Source organism: Cytobacillus sp. NCCP-133 (assembly GCF_026011715.1).
Lineage (GTDB): Bacteria > Bacillota > Bacilli > Bacillales > Cytobacillaceae > Cytobacillus.
The window spans coordinates 41039-62599 of sequence record NZ_BRVM01000020.1 but is presented as its reverse complement, the minus strand read 5'-3'; the positions used below and the strand labels follow the sequence as shown (position 1 = coordinate 62599).

Genomic DNA, 21561 nt, shown 5'->3' with positions numbered 1-21561 from the left:
ACCCCGTATCATACCAAGAGGGCTCTTTTTTGTTCAAGTCCCCGAAAATCCTTCTAACAGGAATGCTCCTTATTAGTCTTTTTTCTTTTATTTAGCTCTGTTAAGGCAGTGATTTAGTACTTTTGTTCCTGCTGAAAAACTGTATTGCAAGTTTGATAGAGCCTTTAATATAAAGCCTGTCTGCATTTCAAGGTCAATTTTGAATGTGGTTGAATGACATAAATTATGACTTCAGCATCTAAAAAGGAAAGGAAGACCCTCCGGAGCAGCCGGATCCGTTCTTCCTCACACGATACTCAGGCAGCTTGCGGGCTGTCTGATCCTATTCAATTTAAAAATTCTTAATAATTAGATAATTTAAAACAGACAACTTTCGGTTCTGTCATTTCCTGGATGGAGAATTTGATTCCTTCCCTGCCTAACCCTGAATTTTTCACACCCCCAAATGGCATCGCATCAATGCGGTAGTCACTGCTGTCATTAATCATTATTCCGCCTACATCCATTTTGGCAATGGCTTTATGTGCTTTTTCGATATCCTTGGTAAATATCCCGGCCTGTAAGCCATAATTTATGTCATTCGATTTACTGATTGCTTCATCAAGACAAGATACTTGGTACAAGAGAACAACCGGACCAAAAATTTCCTCTTTCGCAATGGTGCAATCTTCCGGGACATTTTCGAGAACGGTGGGTGAGTAAAAAGCCCCGTTCCTTTTCCCGCCTGTTAATACGGCTGCTCCTTTTTCTTGCGCTTCATTGACCATTTTTTCAACCCGGATAGCCTCTTTTTCCGTAATAAGCGGCCCCATATCCGTCAGTTCAGATTGCTTATCCCCTACGCAGTATTGATTTGTCCTGGCAACGAATGCCTGTTGAAATGCCTTATAAACGGAATCCTGAATGTAAACTCTTTGGACACCGAGGCAATTTTGCCCTGCTGCCCAAAAGGCTCCGGAAACCGTTGATTCAACAGCCTCTTTTAAATCAGCATCCTCCAGCACAATGACAGGAGAATTGGACCCCAGTTCCATGCTGATTTTTTTCAATCCCGCTTTCCGGGTAATTTCTTCCCCTGCGTCCAGGCCGCCAGTAAAGGTAATCATTCGTACAGCAGGATGGGTTACAAGAACATCCCCAATTACGCTTCCATAACCGGTGATGACCGATAAAACTTTTGGAGGCAATCCGGCATGTTCAAAGGCTTCGGCGATTAAAAGGGCGCTGAGAGGAGTCACTGTTGCCGGTTTTACGATAATCGCATTCCCGGAGGCAATGGCGGGACCCACCTTATGTGCTACAAGATTTAATGGATCGTTAAAAGGGGTAATGGCGCCAATAATTCCAATCGGGAAACGGCGGTAGTATCCCAGGCGGTTTTCACTCCCAGGCATCTGGTCAAACGGAATGGTTTCTCCATGAATCCTTCTTGCTTCTTCTGCACTGATCCGGAAGGTTTGAATGGCTCTTTCCACTTCTTTTGAGGCTTCCCGAATGGTTTTACTTCCTTCCTTTGCTATCGTTTTTGCATATTTTTCTTTTTTGGCTTCGATGTAGTCTGCTGCCCGATTAATAATCGCCATTCGCTGATGGACAGGCAGGGAAGCAGCAATCTTCGCCCCCTCTTTCGCTTCTTCAATACAATTAAGCATATCTTCCTTCGAAGCTGCCGGTACAGTATCAATGATGCTGTTATCCTGCGGATCACGAACTTCAATTAATCTTTCGCCCGTCGCCCATTTCCCTGCGAGAAACATTCTTTGTCCGGTTAGTTGAGTGGTCATGCATATTACCGCCTTTCCGTTTTAGATTGATACAAGCTGCCTTTCACGATTAATGGAAATTAAGTCAATTAAAAGGGAGAATCCTGTCTCTATTTTTCCTGCGCCTGCACCGCTTAATGTGACTGTGCCCAAAAGATCGCATTGATACGTAATGGCGTTGACAGCGCCTCTAATGGAAGCCAAAGGATCTTCAGCCTCCAATTTTTCAGGAGCTATCGAGGCAATCACCTTGCCGTTTTCCTTTTTGGCTTTTGCAATGAGCTTCCAGCACTTCCCTTCCGCCTTTGCCTGCTCAATATCCTTTAAAGTGATGCCTGTAATGCCCTTGCATTCCACTTCCCCGACTGATAAAGGAGCTTTCATAACATGATTGGAGAGAATAACAATTTTATATCTTGCATCATAGCCTTCTACATCGCTGGCAGGGTCCGCCTCTGCATAGCCGAGCTTTTGTGCCTCTTTAAGAGCCGCTTCATATGAAACACCTTCTTGTTCCATTTTGGTCAGAATATAATTGGTTGTCCCATTCAATATGCCGCGGATTTCCGTCATGTCATTCCCGGCCAAAGTAGCAGCCGGCATCCGTAATGCTGGTGTACCGCTCATGACCGTTCCCTCGAATCCCCAGTAGGCTCCATGCTTTTTCGCCATTTCAGATAGCTCCTGGTAAGCGAGGGCTACAGGGCCTTTATTGGTCATCACCACATTTTTTCCTTTTTCAAATGCAGCCTTACAGTGGTCTATGGCTGGCTGGCCGGTTTTGACATCTGTGTAGGAAACCTCAATAACCGTATCTGCATTGGTGTCCTTGATTGTTCTGAGGCTGTCCCATCCCTTGATTAGCCCCGGTGTTTCCGGATAATTCTCCAAATTCCCTGTTTCTTGCAATACGTGTAAAACTGTACCGATATCCAGGCCGCCCGGATGGTAGATCGACCCTTTCATTAAATCGGAAATGGCTACAATCTCAGCTTCAAATCCTTCGTTCTGTTTAAGTGCTTCTTTCTTATCACGCAAAATTTCCGCCAATCCCTGGCCAACAACCCCAAATCCTATAAATGCCAATTTATGTGCCAAGCATTTCCACCTCCAAATTTTGGTTTATTTGTAATTTCGTTTTCATTTTTAAAACCATGCCCGCCGTTTGTGCCAAAATAGCTGCTCCGATCGGCAAGCAAGCTTCATCCAAATCAAAAATCGGGGTATGAAGATCGCGCTGAACCCCGACTATTGGTGCACATCCAAGGAAAAACATGGATCCGGGAATTTTTTCAGTCACATAGCCGAAATCTTCCCCGCCAAGGCCAAATGGGCGCCTGGTAATCCCCATGCCTGGATATGTCTTGGTGATGGCGTCCGTTATCCATTGATTGACGCCAGGATGGTTTTTTAAAGCTGGCTCCCCTCTTTGGATATTCAATGAAAAGGTTCCCCCCAAATGCTCCACGAGAGAAAGCGCTTTCTTTATTTCCGAAGCTAACAAATCACGGACTTTCGGTGTATAGCTTCGGATTGTACCCTGAATAACTGCCTCAGTCGGAATGATGTTGCTTGCTGTGCCGGCATGGATTTGCCCAATGCTGATAACAGCAGCATCCAGCGCTGAAACTCTCCTGGCAGTAATTCCATACAGTGCCTGCATGACCGGGCCAAGCATCCAAATAGGATCGGTGCCAAGCTCCGGATAAGCCCCATGGCCGCCTGAGCCATGGATTTTCACTTCAAAAACATCCACATTCGCCATGCTGTAGCCATCGCTGATTTGCACTTCCCCTACAGGAAGCCATGGACAGACATGGAGGGCAATGGCAGCTTCAGTCTGGTCATAAGCCCCAGCACGGACCATGTACGGAGAACCGGAAAGTCCGTTTGAGTCGGTACTCTCCTCTGCCGGCTGGAAAATAAATTTAACTGTCCCTTCCAATTCGCCCTTTTTAAAATGGTCCGAGAGGATGGAAGCAGCCCCGAGGAGAATGGAGGTGTGTGCATCATGGCCGCAAGCATGCATCACCCCTTCATTTTTGGACGAATAGCCTGTTCTATTTTCCTCCGTAATTGGCAAGGCATCCATATCCGCCCTTAGAGCAATGACTGGTCCATCTCCCGATGTCAAAGTGCCTACTACTCCTGTTTCAATCCCAACTCCTGTTTCTACTTCTATTCCATCCATTTTCCTTAACACATCTGCAACATAACGGGAGGTCTCAAACTCCTGAAAGCTAAGCTCGGGATGCTGATGAAAATGACGGCGCCATTCAACGAGACAGCCAGCCAAATGATTCGCTTGCTCAACGATAGGATTATCTGACATCATCTCTCACCTCAATCGAAACTAGTAATCTACTTTACCTGCAAAACAATTTCTGCATGGCTAAATGCCTGTTCGAAGTCTGCAATAAGATCCTCTATTTCTTCAATTCCGCAGGAGACACGGATTAATCCTTCCGGAATGCCGACTGCTGCACGCTCCTCAGGCGTACATTCCACATGGCTTGTTGTTCTCGCCGGCCCTACTGTTGTTTCGACAGCTCCGAGGTTTGCAGCGCGGTTGGCGAATTGCAATTTTGGAAGCAAATCACGGACTGTATCCACTCCGCCTTTGACTGCAAAGCTGAGCATCCCGCCGAAATCCTTCATTTGTTTTTTGGCAATATGATGGTTGGGATGTGTTTCAATCCCTGGATAATAGACAGATTCCACCATATCTTTTGTCTGAAGATATTTGGCAAGCGCCATTGCATTTTTACATTGCTGCCTGACACGAAGGTGAAGCGTTTTCATGCCGCGGATCATCAGGTAAGCTGCCATCGGATCCATTGTGGCGCCATTGATTTCGCGATAATGATAGATTTTTTCCACAAGTTCATGCGGGCCGCAAACGACTCCGCCCAGTGCATCAGCATGCCCGCCGAGGAATTTTGTAGCACTGTGGATAACCAGATCCACACCCAGTGAAATGGGGTTCTGATTCATTGGCGTTGCAAAAGTATTGTCCACAATGACAATGGCTCCGGCATCGTGTCCGGCTATTGCCATACGCTCGATGTCGGTAATCTTGACGGTTGGATTCGTCGGTGTTTCGAGGTAAAGAATTTTGCATCCTTTTGCCACTTCCGCTTCTATTTGCTCGTGATTCCCTGTTTCGCAAAGAATCACGTCGATTTGCTGGCGGGGCAGAAATTCCGTAAAAATTTTGTTCGTTCCGCCATATGTGTCCTTCATCGATACAATGCGATCCCCTGGAACCAAAAACGTCGATAATGTATTGCTGATTGCAGCCATGCCTGTTGAAAAGCTTGTCGCTGCTTCGGCGCCTTCCAGAATTTTCACTTTATCTTCAAATGCCTGTACGGTTGGATTCGTATTTCTTCCGTAAATATGTCCCTTTTTCTTCCCAATCGCTACATCATACCACTCATCCATATCATCATATCCATATGCCACACTGAGTACGACCGGCACCTGAGTGGCTCCATGCACCAAATAATCCTTTTCCCCTGCCCACACTGCTTTTGTACCTGCCTGAACATTTTCTTTTACCATACGATCACTCCTTCTCCGTTTTTTAATGCCAGTTTCTTGTTTTCAACTTTCAATCCGATTTCCCGCTTCACCATTTCGCTGTATGCAAACAGGGCAATGGCAGTATCCTGGACTCCTGTACCAGTTAGATCACATACCGTAATCTCCTCGTCATTTATCCGCCCGCTTCGCTTTCCGGATGTTAATTGGCCCAGTTCAATAATGGGCGATTCATTCGTTAATACTCCTTTGTCAAGTGCGTGATGCAATTCTCCAAGCCTGGCACACTGTGCTTTTGTATCGCATATAAGCTTATCCGCCCGGACAAGAACTTCCGCTTCAAGCTCCTGCTTATGCTCAGCATCTGATCCCATAGCCGTAATATGAAGTCCGGGATGGAGCCAATCCGCTTTGATCACCGGCTCTTTTGCCGGAGTAGTCGTAATGACCGTATCACTGTTGCGTACCAGAACTTCGGCACTCTCCGCCACTTGGACCTCAACCCCCAATTCGGCGGACATGTCTCCGGCATATTTTCTCGAGCGATCCTCTGACCTGGAATAGACCAGAATTCTTTTAAAATCCCGAACGAGCTTGAGAGCCCTTGCCTGGTACCTCGCCTGGCTTCCGGCTCCTATCACGCCAACGGTTTCAATGTTTTCACGGGAAAGATAGTTTGCAGCAATCGCTCCCGCTGCGGCTGTCCGTACCTCGGTCAAATAGCCGTTATCCAGCATCATTGCCTGCGGGATGCCTGTTTGAGTGCTGATCAAGAGCATAAGTCCATTTCCGCTTGGAAGTCCCAGCTTATAATTATTGAAAAATCCGGAAGATACTTTGATCGCAAACATGTCTTCCCCTTTTACATAAGCGGTTTTGACATCCACTTCCCCATTTTGGTCGTGCAAATCCACACGCATAATCGGCGGCATGACGGCTTCATCTTCTGCAAGCTTCGTAAATCCCGCCTCCACAATAGCAATCGCTTCCTTGTTCAGCTGCACATACTGTTTAAGTTCCTGCTCTGTAAGAATTAGCATCCCTTCGCTTCACCTCCTAGATTTTTGTAAGTGATGCTTCTTTTATATATAAGTGCCTTGGGAGTTCTGCAAATGTTTCGCATCCATTTTCGGTTACCCTGAATGATTCACTTGCTTCGAAACCATATTGATCAAGCCAGATCCCCGGGATCAAATGGAATGTCATATTTGGCTGAAGGATGGTTTTATCTCCTTTGCGGATGCTCGCTGTATGCTCGCCCCAATCTGGAGGATAGTTCAGACCCATGGAATATCCCAGGCGCGATTCCTTTATAATTCCGCTTTTTTCAATCGATTTTCTCCATGCTTCCTCAATCTCTTCGCAGGCAATCCCTGGCTTAATCATATCCAGGCAAGCGTTCAATCCTTCGACAACCACTTCCGAAAGTGCTTTAATTTTTTCGGAAGGCTGGCCGATATGGACGGTTCTGGCAAGAGGGGAATGATAGCGCTTATAGCATCCGGCCAGTTCCAGGATCACAAGCTCGCCTGACTTATAACGCTGGTCCGTCCAGGTTAAGTGCGGAGTGGAAGTTCTTTCTCCAGATGGGAGAAGAGGCATGATCGCCGGGTAATCCCCGCCGAATTCATCCGTGCCTGTTATTTGTGTATGAAAGATTTTCGCTGCCACATCACATTCCCGTACGCCTTCATTAACCAGCTCAATTCCAGCTGCCATTGTTTTCTCCACAATTTTTGCTGCTCTCTTCATATATTCAATCTCTGTATCGGACTTTATTATGCGGACCCAGTTTACCAGCAGGGATGCATCCCGGAAACTAGCATTCGGAAGTCCCTTTTTCAGCTGCTCATAGCACTTTGCAGTGAAATAATAGTTTTCCATCTCGACACCGATGAAACGGTTTTGCTGTCCGATTTGCTTTAATATATCTGCTGCAAAATCCATTGGATGCTTGGTTTCAGATTGTACATAATCGTCAGGGTAGGGAATGATATTTTCATGATAAAGCCATGTCGTTACTTTGGCTCCATTTGCATCCTGCCCCCTGCCAATCCAAATCGGCTGTTCTTCATCAATGATGATGACAAGCATTTGATGCACATAGAAGGACCATCCGTCGTAACCGGATAAATAATTCATATTAGCGGGATCCGTAATAAGCAAGACTTCAATCCCTTCTGCTGCCATTCTTTCTTTTGTTTTCAAGATTCTCTCTTTATACTCTGCTGTTCCAAATGACATGGTGATGCTCCCTCCTACCAAACCGGTATTTAATTTTCAGGTATTTCATTTGTAGGTTCATTATAGTGTCAGGGTAAGAAATCTATCATCCGCAAAATTGTATGAAAATTCAAATTTTATTTTAGTCAAATTATCGAAAAATTTAGAATTATATAGTTCTAAAGTGTCAGTAAAAAATATTTTTTGAAAATAGAAGATGGGCAAAGATGGATGCTGATTAAGCATCGTAAATGATAGGAACGGATGGTTCGTGATACTCCTGTCCAAGAGAGACCAATAGCTGCAGAGAGCCTGGGAAGGGCAGGGCCGAGATTTGTAAAGTTTAAAAGAAAAAACTGTGGCAAAAATCCTTTATGGATTTTTGCCACAGTTCTCTTTTTTTCAATAAAATTAATCTTGACCGGCCATAACGGCGTTTTCTCCTATTTTCCAAATCTTTATGCTCAGATCCAAAAGAAATAAATCATCCGGATCAATAAGGGATAAACCTGTTAAAGATTCAATCTTCCTAAGCCGGTACAGCAGGGACTGCCGGTGAAGATTTAGCGATCTCGCTGTCTGGCTTACATTTCCATGAAACTGGTTATAGGCGATGAACGTGCCGATCAAATCCATGTGCCGCTGCTCGTCATATTGTACAAGAGGCTCAATCGTTGACATGATGATTTCTTTCATCTCTTTATTGTCAGCCAAATTTAATAGCACCCTGTCCACTCTTGTTTGCTCATACATCATCCGCTGCCCGGAACCCTTTTTCCGCCGCCCGATGCTTAAAGCAATGCCCGCATGACGAAAGCTTTCCCCAAATCCTAAAATTCCTTCAAACGCATTGCCGATGCCCCAGGATAGGACAACTTCAGGAAGCAAATTTCCCAGGCGCCGTTCTACAAGATCAAGGAAATTTGTAGCGTTTTCATTTTCCTTTACCCCCGGAGTTTCCAGGAAAATGACCAGCTGTTCACCCTGATAGGTCATCATTATGTCCTTTTTAAGGGACTGGGCGGCATAGTAGATTTCTTCCTCGATATAGTGAATCATGCTTTCGAGCCAATGTTCATAGGAATCATAGTCCTGTTTGCGCTTTTGGAATAGTATTTTCATATTTTCCGCATATCCGACAATACACACATATGGGAGCTTAAGATTATATCCCAGCAACTTTGCCCTTGAATCGGCTTGTTCAAGTGATAGGAATTCGCCCTTTGAAAGCTCATGGACAAAATCGCTGCGAAGGCGCATTTTTGTCTCTTCAATGGCATTTCTCCTTGAAAGCCAAAGAGCAATCGTAGTTGCAGCATGCTCTAATACGTTAACGCGAAAAAGAGTGAGAAAGGATTCGATCGATTCGGAAATAGGAACCATTACAAAAATATAGCCTTGTGGATTGTCGGCTACCTGGAGCACCGGAATCTGAAAAACAATCCGGTTTTCTATCTTAACCATTTGGAACTTTTGGAACATGGGGTCCCCTTTTAAAAGAGTGTTTTCTGTCCTTTTTGGAAGGATTCCTTGCAGGACATATTTTTTCCACTCCTTTATAAAGGCTTGTGTGTGGATGCTTTTTTCCTGAAGGGTGCCGGATCGGTCTGTAATGGCGATCGGGTACCCAATATGCTTTTCAACGAATTTTGAGATTGTCTTCAGGCCGGTGTCTTTTAGAATGAGCTTGAGAAGTTCCTGCTGAACTTTTTCTGACTTTTCACGTTCTTTATATTCGATATCATTAATTTCTTTCATGACCGATTCAATAATACTGGAAAAGCGGATTTCCCATGGAATCTCAATAATAATAAAATGATTCTTTTCGGCCAATTCTATTACCTCAGTGGGAATATCAAAAATGTATCTTCCCAAAGCCACCATCAGGGCGGAAGCGTCAGAGTGGATCACATCCTCAACAAACCTTTTGAAGGTTTCAGCGTCCTCTCCGCAGCCAATCCCTGTCGTCAATACCGCTTCACTTTTTCGGACAAAGTTTTCCACCGGCATTTCGATGGCTGAAATCCATTGGATATGCCGTTTTTCGGCATATTCCTTTCCGGTAACAATTTTGGCTCTATTAAGAATCTTGTACTTGAGTACATCTTTAACTGTTAATCTCATGTTGCCTCCCCTCTGAACACCTTAAGATTAATAAGATAAAAGACTTTTATTATAGAAAACCATATTCAGACAGCAACGTCTACAATTAATTTTAAGCTGTACCAGTTTATATTTTATCAATATAACAATTTTAATGTATTTCCATATTAAGAGGAACAATGCTGTATTTTGCTAAAAATGGGCTCAGGGAATCCTGGCTGTGTCCTTTCATAAGGACTTAAAATAAGCTAATGCTGCCGACTTTTTTACTATAGCCAAAGCTTTAATCAAGCTTTCTTGAATACGGCAGCCTAAAATGGGAGATCTTCAGCGGCCTTATATTTTGAATGCCATAACAGGTATCTTTCGGTACCTCCTTTTCGCGAATCAATCTAATACGATCAAGTCCGGCAGTTATATCATTCCCACCCTTCATTACGAATGGCATAATTTTGAATGACCCGATGGATGACAGAAAGATCCACATTATGTCCGCTGATGATTACAGCAACATCCCCCTCCTGCTGGGGAATCTTTCCCCCTAAAACCGCTGCAATTCCAGTGGCTGCCGCTCCCTCCATAATCATTCTGTGCTTATCTATCATAAAAGCCATGCTGTATGCAATCTCCTCTTCGGGAATCAGATAGGCGTTATCCATGTATTGCTGAACCATACGGAAGGTGTAGCTGTTATCCAGACCGATTCCGCCCAGCAAGCTGTCAGCAAGAGTCTCACTCTCTTCAAGCAATACCGGTTTCCCTGCTTTTAAACTCTCATGCATTACAGCAGATTTTTCCATGCAAACACCTGAAACTCTTATACCCTTGTCATTTGATTTCACGGCGAGCCCAATCCCCGAAAGAAGCCCTCCGCCTGAAAGGGGAACAATCACATCTGTTAAGTTCGGAAGTTCTTCCATAAGCTCCAAACCGATTGTTCCCTGTCCGGCAATCACATAGGGATCATCGAACGGATGAATCACAGTCAGCCCTTCCATCCTCTCCAGCTCATAGCATCGTTCCCCGGCGGCATCCTGGCTGACACCATAAATTTCTATTTTGGCTCCCAGCCTTTTTAATAAATCGACCTTGGCTCTGGGGACACGGTTTGAGATGCATACTACTGCCTGAATTCCAAGCTTTTTTGCCACATGCGCAACAGCCATTCCATGGTTCCCCGTTGAATATGTAGCGATTCCGCGCCCTCTAGCTTCGGGGCTTAAACTCATAATTTTATTCGCTGCCCCTCTGACTTTAAAGGCACCAATTTCATGAACATTCTCCAGCTTCAAAAAAACCCTCCGGCCCACTTTTTCAGACAGGATAGCCGATTGAATCAGTGGAGTCTTATATACCAGGGTAGATATTCGCTTCTTTGCTTCCCAAATATCGCGGATGGAAATATCTATTCTTTCCTTCACAGATTTTGAATACAACAATGTTTGTTCCCCTCCATAAAAGAATTACTTGAATCTATAGTAGTCCGATATTTCGGAAAATTCAATTGTCCAAAGTGCTAATAAGAAGCAAAGATTTTTCATACAATTTTATAAAAACTCCACACGCTATTCAAAGGATCCACTTGCTGTATTGGAAAATCCCTTCTCCAAGAGACTTCGCCTGAATACAAAATCAAAATTGCATCCTGGAAATCCCCAAATGTCTTTTTATGTTAAAATTCTAAAAGGAGGTGGACAATTTGATTGCCTTGAAAGAATTTGCATCAAGCTTCTTATACATAGTCAGCTGGCTTCTGTTTGCGATAAGTGCCTATTTGCTTTATTGGACCATTATTATGCCTATGCTTGCAATCATCCCCTTGACCATTATGTTGACCGCTGGTTTCCTGTGCCGCTATTTTTCAAAAAAATGGGACAGCAGAGGGGAAAATGCAGAATAAGAAAACGCTTGTAAAGATATCCAAACGTTTTTTTTCGACTAACCGGCTGGTTTGACTAAGTAAACACTTAACATCTGTTTGAGCGAATGGTTCAGCTCAATCCATTCATCGAGCTTATCTTGATTTAATACCTTTGCAAGGTTTAGCTTAGTCGTTAATCCGGTTGATTTACTTCCTTTTCCTCTTTCTCTCCTCGCTTTTCGCCGTTAATCCCGCTGACTTGCTACCATTTTTCCTTTCTCTCCTCGCTTTTCGCCGTTAATCCGGCTGATTAACTTTCGTATTCTATTCCACTTGGCACAGCTGTGTACCGCCTGTTCACAACCTCCAGCCTGCGTTTTGGATGGCTGAAGAAAAAGCGGAAAAAGAAAAGCAGTGAGGTTAACGTGATGCCGGAGACCGTTAATGAACATAGCTCCGCCCCCTCAAAAACCGAGGGGGCTTTTGCGGATTTTTCATGCACTATGGACAAGGGCTCTTTCCTTCTGTTTTTTTTCCTCATATATTAAGGAGAAAGGAGTGAATCCCATGTGCCAATATTGTGTTGAAGAATATTATTACAAGAAGAAAGTCTGCTGCAAAAAGAAGGACAAACATGAACATCACGGCTGCAAGAAATGCACGAGCGATTTTAAACCTCACTGTCCCTGTAAAAAGTGTTCTGATGAACATAAAAAATGTACCTGCAAAAAATGCTCACCAGAAATGCATCATTGCCCCTGCAAGAAATGCTCATTTGAACGGCATTTTTGCTGCTGTAAAAAATGTTTCCACAGCTACGACTATTAATCAGTAAAACAGCGGCCAGCTTTGACTGGCCGCTTACTTTCTTTTTTCAACCGAATGCTTTAAGGACAGCATTAAAAGCCGGACGCCAAGAAAAAAGATGATAAAACCGATGAAGGAATAGGTGTGAGTCCATTTGATAAGTACAAACAGATTCAAAAAGCTAAACAAAGGTTCAATGATATAGGCAAACATGATTCCAAGGCCTGCAGCTGCAGCGGCATAGCTTTTCCATGTGCTGAAGTACTGATATATCAGCATTCCCGAAATTGGTATCACCACAAAATCTGCAGGCAGTAAAGGCGGGATAAAGTGTAGAAGTTTATCCGGATACCCCCACAAAAGAAAGTTCACTCCCACGACATCAAGAAAACAGGCGATGTTCGCACAGATTAACCCGAATGCAAGTATTTCAAAGAACCGTCCCTTATCCACCAGCCTCCACCAAATAAAAAACGGCAAAATGCTCGCAGCCATCAGCAGCCACCAGTTAAACCTGAACAAATCCTCATTCAGCCAATGTTCAAGAGAAACATCTCTTAGCTTTTCCCTAATATTTTGCTCATCTTTATATGAAGGAATGCGGCTCATCTCATCACCTGCCTGACCGAGTTGGTATCTTGTTATTCATCTTTCCCCACGGAAGAAGTTACATACAGTAAGCCGATGGTTTTAATGAATATTAGCGGGTTGCGGGATTATTGATTCACGCGTTGACGCAAATAGGCTGCTGGCGGGCGCAATGATGGCGGGGGATGGCGCAATGATTGGCTGCAGCGGTTCATATCTGGCATAGCGGCGGCTCATTCATCGTAAGCGCTGGTGCATAGGTGTTCTTTGCCTTTCTGTACGGCTCGTCCTGTGACCTTTATGGGATAGGCTGCTTGCGCTAGATGCAGATAAACTATTTAACAAGTGATCAACATGTGGCGAATGTTATAATTTCCTTAACAACAATAAAGCAGCTGGCAGAGCCAGCCGCTTTCATCCCTATTGCTGTCCAGTATAAATCTTGATTGCATCCCTTAAAAACTCAGCAGCACCCGGCTGAATTTTATCATAATAGGCTTTAAATCTTTCATCTGCCACATACATTTCCGCCAGGCCGGCGTGGGCCTCTTTGCTGTATTCACTCCAATAGAAAGTGATCCACTGCTTATGCAGATCGGCGGCAATTTGTGCAAGCTCGCCTGCCGGATCGCCTGTTTCCATGGCTTCAGCTAAGGTGTTGTTTACCTCTTCAGCCAGTTTGGTGACCGCCTCATGCTCCTCCTGGGTCATGTTCATGAGTTTCGCATTGGACTTATCAACCGTCTCATTGCCATATTTCTCACGGATTTCTTTTCCGAATTGTTCCTCATTATCTTCAATCATTTTCTTTTTGAATCCTTCAAACTTATCTTTGTCTGACATGGTTGTTCTCCCTTCTGCTGACGCTATCGTTTTTTCTACATTCGAAATAAGCACATCGAGCTGCTTTCTCTTCTCAAGGAGTTTCTCGCGGTGCTCCTTCAGTGCATCCGCAGCGTTGAAAGCGGGTCCTGTGATGATTTCCTTAATTTGGTCCAGGCTGACGCCAAGCTCTCGATAAAATAGAATCTGCTGCAGTCTGTCAACTTCCTGCTGGCCATAAATCCGGTATCCCGACGAATTGGTTCTAGCCGGCTTAAGAATGCCAATTTCATCATAATACCTGAGGGTCCTCGAGCTGACCCCTGCCAGTTTGGCGAGCTTCTGCACTGTGTAGTCCATCCGGTAAGTCTCCTTTCAAGAAAAGCGAAAGCGCCTTGCTCAGCCCCGACAGGCATAAGATGAATCACGCAGGAAATCCTGATTTCTGGAGTGATTTGGCCTATGGCCCCGAGGGGCTAGGCGCCGCAGCTAGACATTGAAAATTTTAGAAAGTACTTCCTGCTCATTACGATACACCTTTACGCAGCGTGAAGGTCAACCACTTTTTATAAATAAATCTGCCTTTTCTTGAAAGAGTTTTTAAGAATCTAATTTCTTCACAAGGAGTGCTGCAGTCGTTTTTGAGAGCCTGCATCCCGCCAGGTCCTGCTCCTTAATCAATCCAAGATCCAGTGCCGATTTAATTTTTCCTTCATCCGGCTTTTTTTGAATAAGCTCAAGAAGATTCAATTCTTCCAGCTTTTGAACAGTCGTTGCCTGATCAAATTTCTCTGTTTTCCGAATCTGCCTCTGCAGCTTAAAATGATTAACGGTCACTTCCCCTTTTTCATTCTGTCCGACCGCTGTATCGAAATACTGGTGAAATATCTCTTTCAATTTATCCAGCTCTGTCTCCATCTCTTTTTTCTTACGGTTCAGCTCCATAAAACGGATCAGCATATCTTCTGTCAGAATACTCTGGCTGTTAATCAACAGGATCGCCTCTTTTCTTTGATGATACTTCATCATATTGAGAAGCAGCAGGAGATATGCACGCAAACAGAACATTTGTTCCTGTTTTTTTCAAGGTACTGCTTTACTAGCAGTTATCTTTTCATTTTAACCTTTAAAACAAGTTATTCTTCTGCCCAGAATCCAGTAAAAAATCCCCTTATCGAGGGGATTTCTCTAGTTATTCTTCAATTCCAATTGCTCAAAGGCTGACCAGTTCACCATTTTTTCCAGAAGAATGGAGATCAGCACCCCCATAATCAGCCCGTTCGAAAGAAATGGCTGTATAAGGACAGGCAGCTCGGAGAACAGCGCAGGCGGCGTGTTCATTAAGCTGATCCCGATGAGAACCGGTGCGGCTAGGCGGAAGATCGTGTCTGAGTTAAAGACCTTGCCGCTCAAGCTGTTGAAAGCCGTGCCGAATAACTGAAGATACGCCACAAACAGTACTGCGTTTCCCACTGTTACCGGCATGCCTGCAAGCCATGTGCCGAGAGTCGGGATCATCCCAATGACTGCAAGCAGCAGCCCTCCAAGGAAAAATGGCGTCTTCATAAAAATTCTTGTGCTTTGCAAAAACCCAATCGATGATGTGAATGGTGTATAAGGCACAAGACCAAACCCGCTGCCAAACACGGTAAAAACAGCTGTAATAAAAATGGAACCCCGGTACTCACGCTTGCCGGATTCTTTTTTAAAAAGCTGATCACCAGAACGGATGGAAGCGACTGTATTGCTCAGGTTCATCAAACCTGCAAAGAAGGCAACCGCAATAATTCCCCCTTCAAGGTTAGGCTGTCCGAGCGGAAACAAGGTGAAGCTTATTTCTCCGCCTGGAGCCACTTGCTGCACATCACCCGCAAACAGCAAATCATAGCCGATCCACCCTGCGAGCAATCCTATTAAAATCGAAAAATTACTGATGATGCTATTCCCTTTTAATTTTAATAAACTGACAAAAATGACGAGTGCAAAAGAATAGAGTGTGATGGGAACATCAATCGTGCCCTGCTCGCTGACCTTCATCATGCCTTTAAAAAAAATAAAAATCAGCTGGAAGGTTAATAGAAATAAATAAACCGACATGACCATCGGGTTAAAGATTGATTTTAACAGTGAAATGCCGTTGAATACTGCAAGAACCAGCGTGACAGCTGAAGCCAATAGCACCCCTGTCGCAATCCCGCCGCCAATCTCCGTATAGCTCATTCCGAGGGAGGATGCCGACAAGCCCAAATTTAAAATGACTCCCCAAAGCAAACCGGAATGGCCCTCCATTAAGGGGTACCGATGTCCCTTCCATCCCTGGAAGACTGTCGCAAGGCCCGTAAATACGAGGGAAGCTCTCAGCATCATCGCAATCGTGTCATTGGGTAATTGGAAAACCGTTCCTACTGAAATCGGAATCATGACTGTATTGGCAAATATAAAAAATAACCACTGAACAGAGGAAAAAATCGTGACAGTACCAAACTGCTTATTCATGGTGACACACCGCTTTCCAATCTAGAAGTTTCGTTTCTCTCAAAATAAAGTGAAACTTCAATCAGTGGGGCTTTATCCCACTGATTGTTAGTTGAACCAATCGGGCCTTTACGGGCAGCTGGACTTCCCACTTATCACCCTTCGGTTCCTCTGAGTCTAATAGAGGAGTCTTACTGCCCGTTAGACTGCGATAAAAACTAGCTACTATTATAATATAAAAACGGATAAAATTCCTCGGATTTCACTTGAAGAAAAATGGAAATTGGATAGCGGGGCTGAAGCAGCCAATTTGGATGAGGTTTTAGAAAGCCCGGTATATCAATAACTGACCGATAAAATGAAAATCTGACCGATATATCGGGAAAGTGACCGATATATTGAAAATCTGACCGATATATCGGGAAAGTGACCGATATATTTTAATTCTGATCGATATCTTTAAAAAAAGGGTAACGATATTTTGATATTCTGACTGATCTATCAGGAAAGTGACCGATATCCTTTAATTCTGACCTGTATCTTAAAAAAGGGTAACGATGTATTTAAATCCTGACCAATGCACAGGAAACGGACCAATATTTTTAAAATTTTACTAGATTTGGGACGATATTTTAAATAAGCAACTGGGCGCAAGTTTGGTAAAACAGCACTTAAAGTACAACTAAAGGACGGAGATTTAAACATATGAAGAAAAAACCATCTATCTTTTTCGCATTTTTCACCGCCTTCCTTGCGTTTTTGCAGGGATACCAGAACTGGACTGAGGAAAGATATATCCTGTCTGCTGTCTTTGCAGCAGGCGGGATTCTCATCGAAATCTTACATACTTTTCCAAACAGAAAGAACCCGCAATAAACATGTCTATTTTTACATAAAACCGGAAAACCATAGTCCTAACGTGGTTCCGATATAGTTGCCGATAATATACCCTAGCGTTCCAACGACCAAAATGGGTCCGATGAGGTCTTTCCAGCCCTTCGCAATTGCCATGGCTGCTGCGGTTGTCGGCCCGCCGACATTCGCATTGCTGGCGAGCAGGATTTCTTCGAGGTCATATTTTAATAGTTTGCCTGCTGTTAAGGATACCAGCATGTTCACAACGACGATGATGAATACAAATACAAGCAGCAGCGGGGCATTCTGTACAATTAGCGGGATGGATGCCGGAATGCCGATGACCACAAAGAATAGGTAGATCAGGAATGTCCCGATTTCCTGGCTTCCGTTAATCGATTCGAAGTATCTCGGTAACAGTGCCAGAGCCAGGAATGTCAGCGTTGTCAGCATTAAATACTTGTCGCCAAACAGCCCATTAAGCAGATTAAAAAAGAAAGAAACATCTTCGCCGGCAGGAATGAATCCGTCCAGGAATTCGGCTATTTTAAAGGAAAGGATGACGAGCAGGAAAGCAGTTCCCACCGATAACGCTATATCCTTCAGTGAAATATCCTTCCGTTTCCAGAAGCTTTCCGCGAGCGTTTTGCCCTCTTCCCCGACGCTTCCGCTTTCCACTTTTTCAACGTGCGGCGCTTTAAAGCGGTTTCTGAAAAAGGTCATCGCCGGAATCATCATCAGGACAACGAAGTAGATGGCCATCATTAAATTGTCCGCTACAACCGCTGAAGAAACCATCTCCCCAGGTGTTTCAAATTTTGCTGCCATCGCGGCGAAATTTACTCCGCCGCCAATATACGAAGCACTAAGCATGGCACCGACTTTATCAAGCATCGGAATATGATCCTTCAGTAAAAAGAAACTGATGATCACACCCGCAACGGTCCCAATGGAGCTGATCAGAAAGATAATCAGCAAGCGGCCGCTTTCCTGCCAGATTCTTTTAACATTTACATGGAAAAGCAGCAGCGGAATAGCAAGCGGAATAATAAACGTCCATACGGCGTCATAGACTGGCGACTCTGTAGGAATAATGCCGGTATTGGAAAGGATAATCGCACCAATCAGTGCCACAATCGCACCTGAAATCTTTGCTGCCCAGCTATAGCGCTGCTCCAAATAGATACTCGCGGAAGCCCAAACGACAATCATTCCCCATAGCGTTACATAATCATCGGCTTTAATCAGTGTTTGCTCCAAAAATGCACTCCTCCTTTTTGACAGTTTTTTACCACTATTATCATATTAGCTTTACCAGGCTAAAAATTCAAAATTTTCGCATTGATTACTATTGACGCTTTCTTTTCGACAAATATCGAGTGGTACCTGGCACTTAAGAAAAGCGAAAGGCGCCTGGCCCACGAAGGAACGCAGACTAAAGAGCGGCACGTCCTGTGGCAACGTCTGGATTGGCTTAGACCCGAGAGCCGATGGCGCCTGAAGCTAGACAGTGATCCAAGTTCAAAGTTATGCTTTCTTACTCTACGAAAAATACCACAGTATCTACGTCTGTGGTAGTCTAAAATTATATACTTTCTTACCTTTTAAAAAGACGCAATCTCAAAGATTGCGCCCGATGCATCGTCTATTCTATTTTCCTTGCTTCTGAACGAACCTTCTCCATAAACTCGTCTACTACTTTAAGGTTATTTTTTTCGCCGCCAAGCTTTAGCATGGCCCTGCCGACAAAGTTGACACCTTTGTTTTGCCCCTCATAAATAAATTTTGTTTCGTTGTCATCGATTTTTAACAAAGTAAATGAGAGCGTGATTTCAAAAGCTTTTCCCAGTACAAAGTGGATTTGTTTATGCTTTTTGTCTTCGGTACTTTCATATGCCATTGTTTCGACAATATAGGATTCCAGGCGCTTGCCTTCACTGTAGGTTTGCTTGTGCTTTGCTCCCGCTTCGGCCTCGCTCTTTTCTATGAGCACATGCTCTTCCACCTTGGGCATAATCTTCTTAATATGTTCGTCTGAAAATAAACTCCATACTCGCTCAATATTCGTCTCAATCAGGATTTCTTCTTTCCATTGAATCACAATCCTTCCTCCTTTCCAGAGTTCAAAAATGCATCGATTTCTTCCATTTGCGCTTGAAGTTCATCCATTTGCATCTGGATCTTTTCTCTTTTTTGCAGCAGCCATTTTTCCAAATTAGCGAAGGATTCGTCTTCCATCACCGAAATCATTTCCTGTATGGTAAAACCTAATTTTCTTAGCTTTGTTAAAAGAGCAGCCAGAAAGTAGCTTCCGTCATCATAGTACTTGTAGTTATTTTTCGGATCAATAAAAGCTGGCTCCAGCAATTTCACTTCCGCATAATAGCGCAATGTTTCTTTTGTTAATCCGGTCATTTCGGCAAACTCGCTAATCTTGTACATCGCTGCCTCCCGCCCTCATCATAAACTGTGGGGTGCACCACACGGTCAATAGAGCTTTGAAAATTTATTTTTCAAGTCTGTCCCACACCACATATACAGAAACATCGCCAGCATATCATCTGGCGATGCGAATTGGTCATCCATTTAAAAACAGGGTAGCGGCTACATACTTTTTAGTAAGGGATTTATAGTAAGCGGATAAGACGGTCAAAGCTGATGTGACAAGGATAATCGATACAATGTCTTTCTGCTGGCCGGTCAAGTCCTGAAAAGTCTCCAAGGTCCTTAGTGCTTCTTTTTTAATGCATTGTTCGATTTCCTCGCGCATGTTTTTCCCTGCTGCTTGATGATGATGGACTTTTTCAAAAATGGCTGCGTATGCTGTGTAAAAGGGGATTGGCTCGATTACATCATCTGTGCGGTCATCGAGGTCATTGAAAAGAAGATGTAGAATCTTCCGGATGGAATCAAAGTCAAGGGTTGCTTTCAAATCCTCCACAATAAAAAGCATGGCTGCCTGGTCGACTGAGTACTTTTTTCCAATCTGAGGGCTGCCAATCAGCTCTTTCACATCCCGCTTCACCCAGTTTTGCACCGCGGTTGATGATAAATTTGTGAATTCGATCTGGTTTCCCAGTGCGACAATTTCATTGATCGAAAAGCCGATTTTTTGTAAGTCCGCTCTCAATATTTTTTCAAAGATGGCCGGCATTTTTGTATCCAGAAAGTCCTCCAATGATTTTCCGCTTTTTTCATGGGCAGCTGCCCATGCATACTGTAGGATTTCTTTTGGCGTATACTCCCCTTCCCCTTTTAGTGCGAAAAGGAAGTCCGCCATGCTTTTTCTTGATAGCTGGAAAAGTTCCAAGGTTATCAGCCCCTGCGTTCTTCTATAGGATGTCTTCATCCTAATTGTATCCTATTTGAGAGTCAATGTTTAATCCCTTATTAAAACGATGGCTATCTTATTTATTTCTTGAAATTTTCTTAGAAAAAAGATAAAATATAATCAGATGACTAGTTCATATGAACTTAAAATATAAAAAAGGGTGAGGAAATGGGTAAGCGTATATTTTACTTTTTATTAACAAACGTACTGGTCCTATTGACGATCAGCATTATTTTCTCGCTGATTGGCGGAGGAAATTACCTGAATGCCCAAGGCGGCATCGATTTCGGCGCCTTGCTCGTTTTCAGTGCTGTCATTGGCTTCTCCGGGTCCTTCATTTCACTTTTGATGTCCCGCTGGATGGCCAAGAAAATGATGAATGTCCAGGTGCTGGATCCAAACGGAGCCCTATCAGCAGCTGAGCGCGACATCGTGGAAAGAGTTCACCGCCTTTCAAGAGCGGCAGGCTTAACCCATATGCCCGAAGTGGGAATCTATCATTCTCCTGAAGTGAACGCTTTTGCCACTGGACCTTCTAAAAAACGTTCCCTTGTGGCTGTTTCAACTGGCTTGCTGCAGGAAATGGATGACGATGCCATTGAAGGTGTTATCGCCCATGAAGTAGCGCATATTGCAAACGGAGACATGGTCACCATGACTCTTCTTCAGGGTGTCGTGAACACATTTGTGGTCTTCCTTGCTCGAATTGCCGCATGGGTAGCATCCCGTTTCGTACGAGAAGAAATGGCGCCAATTGTCCACTTTATTGCGGTGATTGTGTTCCAGATTGCTTTCTCGATTCTTGGAAGCCTTGTGGTCTTCGCCTACTCTCGACATCGTGAATACCATGCAGACCGCGGCGGCGCAGACCTTGCCGGAAAAGACAAAATGACACATGCCCTGCAAATGCTGAAGGCTTACTCAAACCGCATCCGGGGTGAAGAGCAAACAAGCATTTCCACTTTAAAAATTAATAACAGAACCAAAGCTTCATCATTGTTCTCAACCCATCCGGACTTAGATGAGCGCATTAGACGTTTGAGCGCGAAGTAAGAAGAAAAGCGCAGGGCGCCTTGCCCACGAAGGAACTCAAGACAAAAAAAGCGCAAGCGCCGCATCCTCCCAAAAGCTGCCGCTTTCGGTCGTACGATGTTTATTCTCAAAAAAAGCTACCGCTTTTTTCTTCGTGC

Annotated in this window: 21 protein-coding genes; 4 read left to right on the top strand and 17 right to left on the bottom strand. The window is 44.1% G+C overall.

Going from position 1 to position 21561, the window contains the following annotated elements:
• Nucleotides 1-341: 341 nt before the first annotated feature.
• The 8 genes from NCCP133_RS18325 to eutB form a co-directional block, all read right to left on the bottom strand.
• The gene (locus NCCP133_RS18325) at nucleotides 342-1784 is read right to left on the bottom strand and encodes an aldehyde dehydrogenase family protein (RefSeq protein ID WP_264806706.1); all 1443 of its coding nucleotides are present in this window, start codon (nucleotides 1782-1784) and stop codon (nucleotides 342-344) included.
• Between the two features lie 21 nt (nucleotides 1785-1805).
• Nucleotides 1806-2861 carry a homoserine dehydrogenase gene (locus tag NCCP133_RS18320; protein ID WP_264806705.1) on the bottom strand — a complete coding sequence of 352 codons (1056 nt, stop codon included), beginning with the start codon at nucleotides 2859-2861 and terminating at the stop codon, nucleotides 1806-1808.
• Nucleotides 2851-4098 carry a M20 metallopeptidase family protein gene (locus NCCP133_RS18315; RefSeq protein WP_264806704.1) on the bottom strand — a complete coding sequence of 416 codons (1248 nt, stop codon included), beginning with the start codon at nucleotides 4096-4098 and terminating at the stop codon, nucleotides 2851-2853. The genes NCCP133_RS18320 and NCCP133_RS18315 overlap by 11 nt, the downstream gene beginning before the upstream one ends.
• 26 nt (nucleotides 4099-4124) lie before the next feature.
• Nucleotides 4125-5327, bottom strand: a complete 1203-nt coding sequence (locus tag NCCP133_RS18310; protein WP_264806703.1) for a cystathionine gamma-synthase family protein — start codon at nucleotides 5325-5327, stop codon at nucleotides 4125-4127.
• Nucleotides 5321-6346, bottom strand: coding sequence for a cyclodeaminase (locus NCCP133_RS18305; protein WP_264806702.1), 1026 nt, complete (start codon nucleotides 6344-6346; stop codon nucleotides 5321-5323). Before NCCP133_RS18305 ends, NCCP133_RS18310 begins: the two co-directional genes overlap by 7 nt.
• A gap of 16 nt (nucleotides 6347-6362) precedes the next feature.
• Entirely contained in the window at nucleotides 6363-7550 is a 1188-nt protein-coding gene (locus NCCP133_RS18300; protein WP_264806701.1) for a M24 family metallopeptidase, read from the bottom strand.
• Nucleotides 7551-7940: 390 nt separating this feature from the next.
• Entirely contained in the window at nucleotides 7941-9653 is a 1713-nt protein-coding gene (locus NCCP133_RS18295; protein ID WP_264806700.1) for a PucR family transcriptional regulator, read from the bottom strand.
• Nucleotides 9654-10051: 398 nt separating this feature from the next.
• Nucleotides 10052-11071, bottom strand: coding sequence for a hydroxyectoine utilization dehydratase EutB (gene eutB / locus NCCP133_RS18290; protein WP_264806699.1), 1020 nt, complete (start codon nucleotides 11069-11071; stop codon nucleotides 10052-10054).
• Nucleotides 11072-11331: 260 nt separating this feature from the next.
• On the opposite strand from eutB, the gene NCCP133_RS18285 reads away from it, so the two are divergent.
• Nucleotides 11332-11532: a hypothetical protein gene (locus NCCP133_RS18285; RefSeq protein ID WP_264806698.1), complete on the top strand. Its 201-nt coding sequence runs from the start codon at nucleotides 11332-11334 to the stop codon at nucleotides 11530-11532.
• Nucleotides 11533-11738: 206 nt separating this feature from the next.
• Here the strand turns inward: NCCP133_RS18285 and NCCP133_RS18280 are convergent, their stop codons facing one another.
• On the bottom strand, nucleotides 11739-11945 hold the full coding sequence (locus NCCP133_RS18280) for a hypothetical protein (RefSeq protein ID WP_264806697.1): 207 nt from the start codon (nucleotides 11943-11945) through the stop codon (nucleotides 11739-11741).
• Between the two features lie 182 nt (nucleotides 11946-12127).
• Here NCCP133_RS18280 and NCCP133_RS18275 point away from each other — a divergent pair, with 182 nt between their 5' ends.
• Nucleotides 12128-12328: a hypothetical protein gene (locus NCCP133_RS18275; protein ID WP_264806696.1), complete on the top strand. Its 201-nt coding sequence runs from the start codon at nucleotides 12128-12130 to the stop codon at nucleotides 12326-12328.
• A 26-nt stretch (nucleotides 12329-12354) separates the two neighbouring features.
• On the opposite strand, the gene NCCP133_RS18270 is transcribed toward NCCP133_RS18275, so the two are convergent.
• The 4 genes from NCCP133_RS18270 to NCCP133_RS18255 all read right to left on the bottom strand — a co-directional run bounded on the left by NCCP133_RS18270 (nucleotide 12355) and on the right by NCCP133_RS18255 (nucleotide 16206).
• Nucleotides 12355-12909, bottom strand: coding sequence for a CBO0543 family protein (locus tag NCCP133_RS18270; RefSeq protein WP_264806695.1), 555 nt, complete (start codon nucleotides 12907-12909; stop codon nucleotides 12355-12357).
• 399 nt (nucleotides 12910-13308) lie between these two features.
• A complete protein-coding gene (locus NCCP133_RS18265; RefSeq protein WP_264806693.1) occupies nucleotides 13309-14070 on the bottom strand; it encodes a MerR family transcriptional regulator in 762 nt (253 codons plus the stop codon).
• 240 nt (nucleotides 14071-14310) lie between these two features.
• A complete protein-coding gene (locus tag NCCP133_RS18260) occupies nucleotides 14311-14703 on the bottom strand; it encodes a hypothetical protein (protein WP_264806691.1) in 393 nt (130 codons plus the stop codon).
• Nucleotides 14704-14898: 195 nt separating this feature from the next.
• Nucleotides 14899-16206, bottom strand: coding sequence for a uracil/xanthine transporter (locus NCCP133_RS18255; protein ID WP_264806690.1), 1308 nt, complete (start codon nucleotides 16204-16206; stop codon nucleotides 14899-14901).
• A gap of 684 nt (nucleotides 16207-16890) precedes the next feature.
• On the opposite strand from NCCP133_RS18255, the gene NCCP133_RS18250 reads away from it, so the two are divergent.
• Nucleotides 16891-17061 (top strand): hypothetical protein, encoded by a 171-nt coding sequence (locus tag NCCP133_RS18250; RefSeq protein WP_264806689.1) that lies wholly within the window; start codon nucleotides 16891-16893, stop codon nucleotides 17059-17061.
• Nucleotides 17062-17073: 12 nt separating this feature from the next.
• On the opposite strand, the gene NCCP133_RS18245 is transcribed toward NCCP133_RS18250, so the two are convergent.
• The 4 genes from NCCP133_RS18245 to NCCP133_RS18230 all read right to left on the bottom strand — a co-directional run bounded on the left by NCCP133_RS18245 (nucleotide 17074) and on the right by NCCP133_RS18230 (nucleotide 20389).
• Nucleotides 17074-18300: a DUF819 family protein gene (locus NCCP133_RS18245; protein ID WP_264806688.1), complete on the bottom strand. Its 1227-nt coding sequence runs from the start codon at nucleotides 18298-18300 to the stop codon at nucleotides 17074-17076.
• A gap of 385 nt (nucleotides 18301-18685) precedes the next feature.
• The gene (locus NCCP133_RS18240; RefSeq protein WP_264806687.1) at nucleotides 18686-19141 is read right to left on the bottom strand and encodes an SRPBCC family protein; all 456 of its coding nucleotides are present in this window, start codon (nucleotides 19139-19141) and stop codon (nucleotides 18686-18688) included.
• Entirely contained in the window at nucleotides 19138-19482 is a 345-nt protein-coding gene (locus NCCP133_RS18235; protein WP_264806686.1) for a MerR family transcriptional regulator, read from the bottom strand. The genes NCCP133_RS18240 and NCCP133_RS18235 overlap by 4 nt, the downstream gene beginning before the upstream one ends.
• A gap of 136 nt (nucleotides 19483-19618) precedes the next feature.
• On the bottom strand, nucleotides 19619-20389 hold the full coding sequence (locus NCCP133_RS18230) for a DUF1836 domain-containing protein (RefSeq protein ID WP_264806684.1): 771 nt from the start codon (nucleotides 20387-20389) through the stop codon (nucleotides 19619-19621).
• A 150-nt stretch (nucleotides 20390-20539) separates the two neighbouring features.
• On the opposite strand from NCCP133_RS18230, the gene htpX reads away from it, so the two are divergent.
• On the top strand, nucleotides 20540-21424 hold the full coding sequence (gene htpX, locus NCCP133_RS18225) for a protease HtpX (protein ID WP_264806683.1): 885 nt from the start codon (nucleotides 20540-20542) through the stop codon (nucleotides 21422-21424).
• Nucleotides 21425-21561 lie beyond the last annotated feature (137 nt).